This window comes from Saccharothrix sp., assembly GCF_031180885.1.
In the GTDB taxonomy this organism is placed as follows: Bacteria; Actinomycetota; Actinomycetes; order Mycobacteriales; family Pseudonocardiaceae; genus Actinosynnema.
The window spans coordinates 133,345-145,488 of sequence record NZ_JAPSLK010000006.1; the positions used below are offsets into that span (position 1 = coordinate 133,345).

At 71.9% G+C, this 12,144-nt stretch carries 12 protein-coding genes; 7 read left to right on the forward strand and 5 right to left on the reverse strand.

Annotated elements, in window-relative coordinates; all coding sequences use genetic code 11:
* Window positions 1-63: 63 nt before the first annotated feature.
* The 3 genes from RIN75_RS11605 (at window position 64) to RIN75_RS11615 (ending at window position 3,040) form a co-directional block, all read left to right on the forward strand.
* Window positions 64-1,329 carry an MFS transporter gene (locus RIN75_RS11605; protein WP_375295939.1) on the forward strand — a complete coding sequence of 422 codons (1,266 nt, stop codon included), beginning with the start codon at window positions 64-66 and terminating at the stop codon, window positions 1,327-1,329.
* 36 nt (window positions 1,330-1,365) lie between these two features.
* Window positions 1,366-1,584: a hypothetical protein gene (locus RIN75_RS11610; protein WP_309111847.1), complete on the forward strand. Its 219-nt coding sequence runs from the start codon at window positions 1,366-1,368 to the stop codon at window positions 1,582-1,584.
* 73 nt (window positions 1,585-1,657) lie between these two features.
* Window positions 1,658-3,040 (forward strand): APC family permease, encoded by a 1,383-nt coding sequence (locus RIN75_RS11615; RefSeq protein ID WP_309111848.1) that lies wholly within the window; start codon window positions 1,658-1,660, stop codon window positions 3,038-3,040.
* A gap of 47 nt (window positions 3,041-3,087) precedes the next feature.
* On the opposite strand, the gene RIN75_RS11620 is transcribed toward RIN75_RS11615, so the two are convergent.
* Both RIN75_RS11620 and RIN75_RS11625 read right to left on the reverse strand, forming a co-directional pair.
* On the reverse strand, window positions 3,088-3,906 hold the full coding sequence (locus RIN75_RS11620) for an MBL fold metallo-hydrolase (protein WP_309111849.1): 819 nt from the start codon (window positions 3,904-3,906) through the stop codon (window positions 3,088-3,090).
* Window positions 3,903-4,460 (reverse strand): TetR/AcrR family transcriptional regulator, encoded by a 558-nt coding sequence (locus tag RIN75_RS11625; protein ID WP_309111850.1) that lies wholly within the window; start codon window positions 4,458-4,460, stop codon window positions 3,903-3,905. The genes RIN75_RS11620 and RIN75_RS11625 overlap by 4 nt, the downstream gene beginning before the upstream one ends.
* 56 nt (window positions 4,461-4,516) lie before the next feature.
* Between RIN75_RS11625 and RIN75_RS11630 the strand changes: the two genes are divergently transcribed.
* Window positions 4,517-5,389: an aldose 1-epimerase family protein gene (locus RIN75_RS11630; RefSeq protein ID WP_309111851.1), complete on the forward strand. Its 873-nt coding sequence runs from the start codon at window positions 4,517-4,519 to the stop codon at window positions 5,387-5,389.
* Between the two features lie 19 nt (window positions 5,390-5,408).
* Complete coding sequence (locus RIN75_RS11635; protein WP_309111852.1) at window positions 5,409-6,602, forward strand: amidohydrolase; 1,194 nt, start codon at window positions 5,409-5,411, stop codon at window positions 6,600-6,602.
* Between the two features lie 142 nt (window positions 6,603-6,744).
* On the opposite strand, the gene RIN75_RS11640 is transcribed toward RIN75_RS11635, so the two are convergent.
* The 3 genes from RIN75_RS11640 to RIN75_RS11650 are packed head-to-tail and all read right to left on the reverse strand — an operon-like array spanning window position 6,745 to window position 10,328.
* Window positions 6,745-8,868, reverse strand: a complete 2,124-nt coding sequence (locus RIN75_RS11640; protein WP_309111853.1) for a tetratricopeptide repeat protein — start codon at window positions 8,866-8,868, stop codon at window positions 6,745-6,747.
* Between the two features lies 1 nt (window position 8,869).
* A complete protein-coding gene (locus RIN75_RS11645) occupies window positions 8,870-9,139 on the reverse strand; it encodes a hypothetical protein (RefSeq protein ID WP_309111854.1) in 270 nt (89 codons plus the stop codon).
* Between the two features lie 46 nt (window positions 9,140-9,185).
* Entirely contained in the window at window positions 9,186-10,328 is a 1,143-nt protein-coding gene (locus RIN75_RS11650) for an acyl-CoA dehydrogenase family protein (protein ID WP_309111855.1), read from the reverse strand.
* A gap of 137 nt (window positions 10,329-10,465) precedes the next feature.
* On the opposite strand from RIN75_RS11650, the gene RIN75_RS11655 reads away from it, so the two are divergent.
* Entirely contained in the window at window positions 10,466-11,065 is a 600-nt protein-coding gene (locus RIN75_RS11655) for a TetR/AcrR family transcriptional regulator (RefSeq protein ID WP_309111856.1), read from the forward strand.
* Window positions 11,062-11,997 carry a carbohydrate kinase gene (locus tag RIN75_RS11660; RefSeq protein ID WP_309111857.1) on the forward strand — a complete coding sequence of 312 codons (936 nt, stop codon included), beginning with the start codon at window positions 11,062-11,064 and terminating at the stop codon, window positions 11,995-11,997. Before RIN75_RS11655 ends, RIN75_RS11660 begins: the two co-directional genes overlap by 4 nt.
* Window positions 11,998-12,144: the final 147 nt, after the last annotated feature.

Genomic DNA, 12,144 nt, shown 5'->3' on the forward strand with positions numbered 1-12,144 from the left:
CGGATGGCGGGCCGTAATCCACGTCTCGGTAAACAACTTGTTAGTTGTCGTACGCTAACGAGAGTGAGGAAGCTGCTGGGGAAGGTCGCCATCGACACGCGACCGCTCAAGGTCGTGGCCTACCGACGGCTGTGGCTGTCGACCGTGGTGACCGCCGTGGGCAGCCAGTTGACCGCGGTGGCCGTGCCCAAGCAGGTCTACGACATCACCGGCTCGTCCGGCTGGGTCGGCGTCTCCGCCGGCGTCGCGCTGGTGCCGCTGCTGGTGTTCGGGCTGTGGGGCGGAGCGGTCGCGGACGTGGTCGACCGGCGCAAGCTGCTCGTGGTGACCAACGCCGGCATCGCGCTGACGTCCGTGCTGCTGTGGTTGCAGGCCGCGTTCGACGTGCGCAACGTGTGGCTGGTCATCACCCTGCTCGGGTTGCAGCAGGTGTTCTTCGCCGCCAACGCCCCGGCGCGCGCCGCCTCGATCGCCCGGCTGGTGCCCGCCGACCAGTTGCCCGGGGCGGTGGCGCTGGGCTCCACCGTGATGACCTTCGGCGGGGTGTTCGGCCCGATGCTGGCCGGCGCGCTGATGCCGGTGCTCGGCCTGCCCACGCTGTACCTGATCGACTCGATCGCGCTGACGGTCACCATGTGGGCGGTCTGGAAGCTGCCGCCGATGCCGCCGTTGAGCGGCGTGACCCGGCGGGCCGGGCTCAAGGACGTGGTGGACGGGTTCCGCTACCTGGCCGTGCAGAAGATCCTGCTGGCGTCGTTCGTGCTGGACATCATCGCGATGGTCTTCGGGATGCCGCGCGCCCTGTTCCCGGAGATGGCCGAGGTGACCTTCGGCGACCCGCCCGGCGGCGGCCTCGCCCTGGGCTGGCTGTTCGCCTCGATCTCGCTGGGCGCGATGCTGTGCGGGCTGGTGTCGGGCTGGACCTCGCGCGTGCACCGGCACGGCGTGGGCACGGCGGTGGCGGTCGTCGCCTGGGGTCTGGCGATGATCGGGTTCGGGTTCTCCAACGCGCTGTGGCTGGCCGTGGTGTTCCTGGCCATCGGCGGCGCGGCGGACATGATCAGCATGGTGTTCCGCAGCGCGATCCTCCAGACCGCCGCGACCGACGAGATGCGCGGCCGGATGCAGGGCGTGTTCATCGTCGTGGTCGCCGGCGGGCCGCGCCTGGCGGACCTGCTGCACGGCACCGTGGGCGCGGCGATCGGTCCGGGTGTCGCGACGGCGCTCGGCGGGGCCGCGGTGGTCGTGGCGACGGTGATCGCGGTGCTGGCGATCCCGGCGGTGTGGCGCTACCGGTTCACCCCCGAACCCGTTGCCACGATCGTGTGATTGCCGCGTGCCGGCGGGTCCGCCATATTCGGCGGGGTGCGAAGCGACGGGCGTGAGTGGCAGGTCGAAGCGGAGGGCGCCAGGCGGGCCGGGCTCGGCGTGGGGGTGACCCGCGGGACGGTGGAGATCTTCCTGCCCGGCGGTGGCGGCGCGGTGTGGCTGGACCTCCAGCAGGCGATGGCGTTCCGGGCCGCCCTGGACGAGGCGGTCGCGGTGGCCCGCATCGACGTCCGCGAAGGACTGTCGCTGCTGTAGGAACATCAAGCCTTGCCCAAGCTTCGGTGCGCCGGCTATCCGGGCCGGGTGTGATCCGGCACACTCAACCGGCATGGCGGAAGCGACGAGCGCACCGGCGCAACCGGAACTGAAACGGGCCATCGGGCCGAAGCTGCTGCTGTTCTTCGTGGTCGGTGACATCCTCGGCACCGGCATCTACGCCCTCACCGGCAACGTCGCGGGCAAGATCGGCGGAGCGCTCTGGCTGCCGTTCCTGATCGCCTTCGCGGTGGCCTTCCTGACGGCGTTCAGCTACCTCGAACTCGTCGGCAAGTACCCCCGCGCGGCCGGCGCGGCCCTCTACACCAACCGCGCGTTCAAGATCCAGTTCCTCACGTTCATGGTGGCGTTCGCCGTCATGAGTTCGGGCATCACGTCCGCGTCCTCGGCGGCGCTGGCGTTCGGCCGGACCTACCTCCAGTCGGTGATCAAGGAGTTCTTCTCCGACACCTTCACCGTGTCGGCGACGCTGGTCGCGGTGCTGTTCATCATCGGTCTGGCCGCGATCAACTTCCGGGGCGTGTCCGAGTCGGTCAAGGCCAACGTGGTGCTGACCTGCATCGAGCTGTCCGGTCTGGTGATCATCATCGCGATCGGCGTCTACGCGGTGCTGGCCGGCGACGGCGACCCGGGCCGGCTGACCCAGGTCGACCCGGCGCCCGGCCAGTCGGCCCTGGTCGCGATCACCTCGGCGACGGCCCTGGCGTTCTTCGCGATGGTCGGCTTCGAGGACTCGGTGAACATGGCCGAGGAGTGCCGGGACCCGGTCCGGATCTTCCCGCGGGCGATGCTGTGGGGCATGGTCGTCGCGGCGACCATCTACGTGCTGGTGGCCATCACGTCCTCCCTGCTGATCCCGGCCGACGAGCTGTCGAAGGCGGGCAGTTCGGCGTTGTTGAAGGTCGTCCAGGTCGGCGCTCCCGGGTTCCCGCTGTGGATCTTCTCGCTGATCGGGTTGTTCGCGGTCATCAACTCGGCGCTGATCAACATGCTGATGGCCAGCCGGCTGATCTACGGCATGGCGAACGAGCGGATCATCCCGAAGGTGTTCGGGACCGTGCACCCGTTCCGCCGCACGCCGTGGATCTCCATCCTGTTCACCAGCGGGGTGGCGGTCATCCTGGTGTCCACGGCGGACATCGCGAAGCTGGGCGGGACGACGGCCCTGCTGCTGCTGGTCGTCTTCACCATCGTCAACATCGCGGTTCTGGTGCTGCGCAAGGAGAAGGTGGGCCACAAGCACTTCCGCGCGCCCACCTGGGTGCCGGTGCTGGGCGCGATCACGTGCGCGTACCTGGCGAGCCCGCTGTCCGGGCGGCCGGCGGCCGACTACGTGATCGCGGTGTACCTGCTCCTGGCCGGCCTGGTGCTGTGGCTGATCAACCGGGTGGTGCACGGCAAGGTCCACTTCGACGCCGAGAAGCTCTCGAAGTAGCACAGCCGTCGAGCCGCGCCGTCACTTCACGGCGCGGCTCGGCGGTGTCAGGCGGGCTGGAGCTGGTGGCGGGTCAGCTCGGTCTTGTCGTGGGCGTTGACGATGTCGATCCCGTGGGTCCGCTTCAGCTCGCGCAGGCGGTCCTGGTTGGCCAGGCGCAGTGAGCGGTTCTGCTCCACGCGGGTCTGCATCATGGTCAGGGCGGGGGTGCAGCGGGGGTTCTCGGACATCTCCTCGTGGAAGAAGTACGCGTCGCCGGCGTGCAGCAGCCAGCCGTCGTCGGTGTTGACGGCGACGCCGGTGTGGCCGTGGGTGTGGCCGAACAGGGGGACCAGGAGGATGTCGGGGCGGAACTCCCGGACGCCCTCGAAGCCGAACCACGCCTCGCCGCGGGGTTCGTGGGTGACCCACTTCGGGCCGTGGGACCACTGCTCGTCGGGGTAGCGGACGGCGTCGTTGCCGCGCTTGCCCGGGCGCAGGGCGTTGTCCAGTTCCTCGCGCAGCACGTGGACCTCGGCGTTCGGGAAGTCGCGCAGGCCGCCGCCGTGGTCGAGGTCGAGGTGGGTCAGGACGACGTGGCGGACGTCGTCGCGGGTGAAGCCCATGGCCTCGACCTGGCGGATCGCGGTCTCGTTCTCGTCCAGGACCGGCTGGGACATCCGCCGCCAGCCCCGGGACAGGGTCTCGGCGGGGCGGCGGACGTCGTCCACGCCCAGGCCGCTGTCCACCAGGACCAGGCCGTCGTCGGTCTCCAGCAGCAGGCAGTGGCAGACCAGTTCGGCCCGGCGGAAGACGGATCCCTTGCCGTCGACCAGTTTCCCGCCGAACGGCCGCATGGTGCCGCAGTTGAGGTGGTGGACCTTCATCGGGTCGTCCTTCCGAGGAGTGCGGCCAGGTGGGTGGCCACGGCGCGCAGGGGGGCGAGGGAACGGCGGGTGCGGGCCAGCAGGACCGCCCCCTCGATGGCCGCCAGGGCCACGGCGGCCAGGTCGTCGTCCCCGCCCAGGTGGTCGGCGATGACCTGTTGCCACGAGTCGTAGGCGGAGGCGCAGGCCTCGCGGATGGGTTCGCTCTCGGCGCTCGCGTCGAGCGCCACGGTGGAGATGGGGCAGCCCTCGCGGAAGTCGGTGCGCTCCAGGCGTTCGCCGAGCATGGTCAGGACTTTTTCCAGTGCCTGCAACGGGTCCGGCGTGCTCTTGAAGACCGCGCGCAGGGCGGTGCACAGGTCGTCGGCGGCCAGGTTCACCGCCTCCACGGCAAGTTGCTCCTTGCCGCCGGGGAAGTGGAAGTACAGCGAACCCTTGGGCGCGCCGCCCTCGGCCAGCACCTGGTTGAGGCCGGTGGCGTGGTAGCCCTGCGCGTGGAACAGGTCCGCGGCGGTGCGGACCATGCGCTGTCGGGTGTCGGTGCGGCGTGGCATGTCCCGAACTATACAGACCGGTCTAGTTGTTTGCCCGTGACCGCTACGCTTGATCGATGCTGGAGATCGCCCACGGCGCCGCGCGCGCCGTCATCGACCCCGACGGTGCGGGACTCAAGTCCTTCGACGTCGGCGGTGTGCCGTACGTCGAGACCTACGACGGCGAACCGCCGTTCGGCAGTGGCGCGGTGCTCGTGCCGTGGCCCAACCGCACGGCCGGCGGCCGGTGGACCCTCGACGGCGTCGAGCAGCGGTTGGAGATCACCGAGCCGGCACGCGGCAACGCGATCCACGGGCTGGTGCGGCGGGCGGTGTGGTCCGTCGTGGAGCACACCGGGTCGCTGGTCTCGTTGGAGGTCCCGGTCGCGGGCTTCGGCTGGCCGGTCGAGCTGCGCACGACGATCTCCTACGCGCTGGACGACAACGGGCTGACCGTGTCGCACGGCGTGCAGAACGTCGGCGACGCCCGGACGCCGTTCGGCGTCGGCACGCACCCGTTCCCGCGCGCTGGCCTGTCCGGGACCGACGAGACGACGATGTCCCTCGCGGCCACGACCGTGCTGCCGGTGGACCCGGACAGCCTGCTCCCGACCGGCCCCGCCGAGCCGGTGTCCGGCGACTACGACTTCCGCGTGGCCCGGCTGCTCGACGGGGTCGAGCTGGACACGGCGTTCGGCGGCTGCGAGCCGGTGGACGGCCTCGTGCGGCACGTCCTGCGCGGCCCGGGCGGCGGCGTGGAGGTGTGGGCGGACCCGGACTTCAAGTGGGTCCAGGTCTTCACGACGCCCGAGTTCCCCGGTCGCGGCCGGGCGGTGGCGATCGAGCCCATGACGTGCCCGCCGGACGCGTTGAACTCGGGCGTCGACCTGCTGTGGCTGGAGCCGGGCGAGTCGTGGGCCGGGCGTTGGGGTTTGCGTCCACTGGCCTAGACCGTTAGCGTCGCTAACTATGAACGTCGCTATCACGGGTGGGTACGTCGTCCCGGTCACGGGCGAGCCGATCGAGCACGGGACCGTCCTGATCCGGGACGGGAAGATCGCCGCGGTGGGCGCCTCCGTCGAGGTGCCCGCCGACGTGCCCGTCGTGGACGCCGGGGGTGCGTGGGTCCTGCCCGGTTTCGTGGAGGCCCACGGCCACCTCGGCGTGCACGAGGAGGGCGAGGGCTGGGCCGGTCAGGACACCAACGAGATGACCGACCCCAACGGCGCCCGCCTCAAGGCCCTGGACGCCGTCAACCCGGCCGACCTCGGCTTCGCCGACGCCCTGTCCGGCGGCGTCACCACCGCGGTGATCAAGCCCGGCTCCGGCAACGTGATCGGCGGCCAGACCGTGGCCGTGAAGTGCTGGGGCAAGACCGTGGACGACATGCTGCTGCGCGACCCGGTCAGCGTGAAGAGCGCGCTGGGCGAGAACCCCAAGCGGGTCTACGGCGACCAGAAGAAGCTGCCGTCCACGCGGCAGGGCGTCGCCGCGGTCATCCGCGACGCGTTCACCAAGGCCCAGGACTACGCCGCCAAGAAGGCCGCCGCGGAGGGTCCGTTCGACCGGGACAACACGCTGGAAGTGCTGTCGAAGGTGCTCGACGGGACGCTCCCGTGGTGCCAGCACTGCCACCGCGCGGACGACATCGCCACCGCGCTGCGACTCGCCGACGAGTTCGGCTACAAGCTGATCGTCAACCACGGCACCGAGGGCCACCTGGTCGCGGACCTGCTGGCGGAGAAGGGCGTCCCGGTCGTCATCGGTCCGCTGTTCGTCAGCCGCTCGAAGGTCGAGGTCCGGAACCGGAGCCTGCGCACGCCGGGTGTTCTGGCGCGCGCCGGGGTGGAGATCGCGATCACCACGGACCACCCGGTGGTGCCGATCCACTTCCTGGTGCACCAGGCGACCTTGGCGGTGAAGGAGGGCTTGGACCGCCGGGTGGCGCTGGAGTCGATCACGGTGAACCCGGCCCGGATCATGGGTCTGGACGACCGGGTGGGGTCGCTGTCGGTCGGGCTCGACGGTGACGTGGTGATCTGGTCGGGCGACCCGTTGGACGTGATGAGCCGCGCGCTGAAGGTGTTTGTGGAGGGGCGCGAGGTCTACCGGTGGGCGGACGGCGAGGGCGTGGTGGAGAACCCGTTCTACTCGGAGGTCTGAGCCGGAGTCGGCCAGGCGGTCGGGGGTGACCCACCGCCTGGCCATGTTGACTGCCTGCCGCGGGTACTCCAGCGCCGCCGGGCGGTCGCCGGATTCCACCGTCGAGGCCGAGACGGGCCGTTGATCCACGAGTCGTGCACGGTCACGGGCGGTTCAGCCGGTCGCGGATGGCGGCGGCGGAGTCATGGTCGCCCAACGCTTCCAGCACGTCGGCGGAGAGGCGGATCGCGTCCAGGCCGGCGGCGGTGAACAGCGCGGGTTGCTGCTCGGCCAGGTCCAGGTAGATCGACACGGCGGTGCGCGCCGACCGGTCGGCCTCCGCCAGCGCGCGGGACGGCGGGCCGGGCCGCAGTTGGCCCTCGGCCAGGGCGTAGTGCGCCCGGGCCAGGCTGTGGAGGTAAGTCGAGCCGTCGGCCTCGGCGAGCGCCGTCCAGATCCGCACCGCCTCGCGCGCGGGACCCAGCGCCTCGACCTTGCGGCCGGACTCGGCCAGGTAGCTGCCCAGGTTCTTCAACGCCCGAGCCAGGTCCGGCAGGTGCCGACTGTCCTCTTCGGACAGCGTGCGGAGCAGGGTGACCGCTTCCCTGCCGCGCAGCCGGGCGTTCTTGACGTCACCGGCGTCGGACAGCATCGCGCTCAGGTTGATCAGGGCACTGGCCAGCGACGGGCGGTGGTGGGGGTCGGCCGCGGCGATCCGGCGCGCCCCGGCGACCGCCTCCCGTCCGACGGCAAGCGCTTCCTCGTGCTCACCCGCTTTTGCCAGTCGCAGGGCCAGGTTGCTCAGGCTCGCGTTCAGGTGCCGGTGCCGGTCGGGGAGGCCGCGCAGGATGGCCACGGATTCGCGGGCCGCCGCCACGGAACCCGCCGGGTCGCCGGCGTCGCCCAGCCGCAGGCCCAGGTTGTTCAGCGCGGCGGCCCGCGCGACGGGGTCGTCGGCGTGTTCCAGCAGGTGCCGGGTCAGGTCGACGGCCGCTTGGACGAGCCCGACGTGGAAGTGCGGCAGGCGGTAGCCGACCGCGCGGGCGACCTCGACCGGCGCGTGGGCGATGAGGGTGGCGATCACCGGCGCGGTCGCGTGCCGGACGTGGTCGGGCAGGAGGTCCCACAGCACCGGGCGCACGTGCTCGTGCCGCTCGGCCGCCGCGGACAGCACGATCAGCGCCTGGCGCATCGGGAGCCCGCCGTCGGCCAGCACGCGGTCCAGCACGTCCGCGCCCGAGTCGGCCAGGTGGGCGGCGACGAAGTCCTCGCCGAGCCGGTCCGGGCGCAGCGGTGCGAACGGCGCTTCCGGGTACAGGCGGGCGTGCCGGGCCAGGGCGTGCCCGGGCAGGCCGGCGCGGGCGAGCAGGGTCGCGCCGGCGGGCGTCGGGCCGAACAGGGTCGCCAGGAAGACCGTCGCGGCGGTGTCGTCGTGGGCGGCGGGCGGCCAGAAGCGGCGTTCGTGGCGCAACAGGTAGGTGGAGAGGTCGGCCAGGTCGGGGCGCGGGTCGCCGTCGTGGTCCGCGCACACGGCCGCCAGCGCGGCCATGTGCAGCAACAGCGCGGAACCGTAGGCCGCCAGGTCGGGCGGCGGGGTGGGCCGGTCCGGGAGGGCCAACGCGGTCCGGAACGCGCTCGCGGCGGCGGCGAAGGCGCGCTCGCGGTCGGCGGGCGTGGTCAGGTCGCCCAGTTCGACCGGGTCCTCCAGGTCGGTCACCCGGTCCAGCCGCGCGGTCAGGTGCGGCCAGGACGCGGGGGAGCGGGCCAGCAGCAGCACCCGGACCGCTGCTCCCGGGAAGTCCCGCGGCAGCGCGGAGACCATCTCGACCAGGGTGTCCGGGGCCCAGCGCTCGACGTAGTCCACGGCCACCAGGACCCGGTCGGGGCGGGTGCCGCGGACGCCGGCCGGCGCGGTCGTCCGCTGGTCGGTGGCCTGCGCCACGGACCAGCCCGCCGCGTGGGCGCGGGTCGCGAACGCGTTGGCCAGCCGGGTCTTCCCGCGCCCGCCGGCGCCGTGCACCAGCAGCACCGAGCGGGGCGAGTCGTCGGCCAGCCACGCCGACAGCCGTGCCTCGACCTCCGGGCGCGGGTGGAACGGCACGGTCTCGCGGCGCGCGTCCAGCAGGTAGCTCGGGGTGCGCTGATGGCGGGGCAGCCACGCCGGCGCGACGGGTTCGAGCCAGTCGAGGCGGTAGTCGGGGCGGTCCAGCGCGATGGACAGGTCGCCGGTGACCGACCCGATCTGGATGTTCGGCCCCGCGATGGAGGAGTGCGAAACCCGGTTCACGTCAGGGCTTCTCGTGCACCTCGACGTTCCCGCCCGCGGACCCGATCTGGATGTTGGGCCCGTGGACGGTCGAGTTCGCCACGGTGTTGCTCACGGCCGCCGGCGGTGCCGCGGTCCGGCGCAGCCCGTACAGCGCCACGGCCAAGCCCGCGACGCCGGCCAGCGCGCCGACCACGCTGGCCACCTGGTCCGCCTTCTCCAGGCCCAGCCAGAACACGCCGACGCCCACCGCCACCACGACCAGACCGCTCACCAGCCACAGCCACCGCATGGGACGAGTATCCCGCCCGCGACCGGCGAACGGGCCGGTTTCGCGGTCAGCGGCGCAGGTCGCGGCCGATCACCAGGCGCTGGATCTGGTTGGTGCCCTCGAAGATCTGGAGGACCTTCGCCTCCCGCATGTACCGCTCCACCGGGAAGTCCCGCGTGTAGCCGGCCCCGCCGAGGACCTGCACGGCGTCCGTGGTGACCTTCATGGCGGTGTCCGTGCACACCAGCTTCGCGATGGCCGCCTGGCGGGTGAACGGCAGACCCCGGTCCCGCCGCCGGGCCGCCGACAGGTAGGTGGCGCGGGCCGACTCCACCGCCGCCGCCATGTCGGCCAGCAGGAACTCCAGGCCCTGGAAGTCGATGATCGCCCGCCCGAACTGGGTGCGCTGCTTGGCGTAGGCCACTGCCTCATCCAGTGCGGCCTGCGCCAGACCCACGCCGCACGCGGCGATGCCGAGCCGGCCGGAGTCCAAAGCGGACAGTGCGATCTTCAGGCCGTCGCCCTCCACGCCGATCAGCCGGTCGGCGTCCACGCGCACGTCCTCGAAGCGCAGCTGCGCGGTGATCGACCCGGTCAGGCCCATCTTGCGCTCGGGCGCGGCGGCGGACAGGCCGGGGACGTGGCCGGGAGCCAGGAAGCAGGAGATGCCCCGGCCGCCGGTGTCGGCGGTGCGGGCCATGAGGGTGTAGAAGTCGGCGACGCCCGCGTGGGTGATCCACGCCTTCGTGCCGTTGACGACGTAGTGGCCGTCCTGCTTCACCGCCCGCGTGGACAGCGCGCCCGCGTCGGAACCGGCGTGCGACTCCGACAGCGCGTACCCGCCCAGCATCTCGCCCGCGAGCATGTCGGGCAGCCACTTCTCCTTCTGCGCCTCGGTGCCGAAGGCGGCCAGGCCGTAGCTGGACATGATGTGCACGGACAGCCCCACGCCGACCGACATCCACGCCGACGCGACCTCCTCCAGCGCCTGGAGGTAGACCTCGTAGGGCTGCTCACCGCCGCCGAACCGCTCCGGGTACGGCAGGCCCAACAACCCGGTCTTGCCCAGCAGCCGGAACTTGTCGCGCGGGAACCGCTCGTGCTCCTCCGCCTCGGCCGCGTGCGGCGCCAACTCCTCGCGGGCGATCTCGCGGACCAGGGCGAGCAGGTCCTCGGCCTCGGTGGTGGGCAGCAGGCGTTCGGCGGGCATCGTCGACCTCCGGGGACGGCTGAGCCGTCAATCGGGCTCAGTGCGGCCGGGCTCGTGACCCGGCGCCGCAAGTACTGGTGGGAGTACTGTAGGACGTACGCCAGTACTGCCGCCAGGGAGTGTGACAGAGTTCCACCATGACGTCCTCGATCACGCGCAGGCCGCTCACGCCCCGGCAGGTCGACCTGCTGGGGAGGTTGGAGCAGCTCGTGCTGGCCGAGGGGTTCGCCCACTTCACGCTGGACGACCTGGCCGCACGCCTCCACTGCTCCAAGTCCACCCTTTACGCGCTCGCGGCCAGCAAGGAGCAACTCGCGGTCCGGGTCGTCGGGCGGTACTTCAAGGGCGCGGCCGAGCGCATCGAGCAGCGCGTGTCCGAAATCGGGGATGTGCGTGCCCGAGTCGGGACCTATCTGGCCGGCGCCGCCGAGGAGCTGAGGCGGGCGTCTGCCCAGTTCATCGCCGATGTGTCGGCCTTCGCCCCCACCCGCTCGACCTACGAGCGCAATGCCCGAGCGGCCGCCGAGCGGATCCGTTCGTTCATCCAGGAAGGCGTCCGGGAGGGCGTGTTCCGGGAAGTCCATGCCACCCTCATCGCGGAGATGGCAGGGCTGCTCATCGAGGGCATCCAGACCGGCGTCCTCACGCGCCGGGCCGGGGTGACCGACGCCGAGGCGTTCACCGCGCTGGGCGAGCTGCTGCTGGACGGGCTACGCAGAGAACGGAGCCAGGCGTGATCGTCGTCGCGGGAGAGTCGCTGGTCGACCTCGTGCCCACCCCGGAGGGCCACCTCGCCCCCCGGCTGGGCGGCGGGCCGTACAACGTGGCGGTCGCCGCCGGCCGGTTGGAGGCCCCTGTGCGCTTCCTGTCCCGGATCTCCACCGACCTGTTCGGCGACCGGCTGGTCGAGCGCCTGCACGCCTCGAACGTGCGCACCGAGCTGGTCCAGCGCGGCCCCGAGCCGACCACCCTGGCCGTGGTGGGCCTGGCCGACGACGGCTCCGCCCGGTACTCGTTCTACGTCGACGGCACCGCCGACCGGCAGGTCACCGATCCCGGCCCGCTGCCCGACGACGTCCGCGCCGTCTCGTTCGGGACCTTGTCGCTGGTCCTGGAGCCGGGCGCGAGCACCTACGAGCGGGTGCTGTGGCGGGAGTCCGAGCGCGGCGCGCTGACCGTGCTCGACCCGAACATCCGGGCCGGCCTCATCCGCGACCCGCTGGCCTACCGCGACCGCTACGACTCGTGGCTGCCGCACGTCAGCCTGCTGAAGGTGTCCGTCGACGACGCCCGCTGGCTGGCCGAGCTGCCCGAGGACGCCCCCGAGGACGACGTGCTGGAGGTCGCCCGCGACTGGGTGGCGGCCGGTCCGGCGGCGGTCGTGCTCACCCGGGGTGGCGACGGTCTCGCCGTGCTCACCGCGAACGACGTGATTCGCGTCCCACCGACCCCGGTGACCGTGGTGGACACCATCGGTGCGGGCGACACCGTCCAGGGCGCGCTGCTGGCGTGGCTGCACCACCACGACGCGCTGTCGACCGAGGCCGTCCGCGGTCTGGACGGCGGGAAGTGGGCCGAGGCGCTGTCCTACGCGGGCGCGGCGGCGGCCATTACCTGTTCGCGGGCCGGCGCGGAACCGCCGTTCAAACGCGAACTGGAGATGACCTAGCTCTCACCCCCGTTGAGGTGGAGAAACACCGCGAAAGGGCTACGGTGGGGGATGCACGCTAGCCACCGTGCATCCAGGTGTGATGCCGGTCCCATCTCGCAGAATCGGTTCATGCCGCGGCTGTGGAGCGGGTTGTCCGCCGACTAG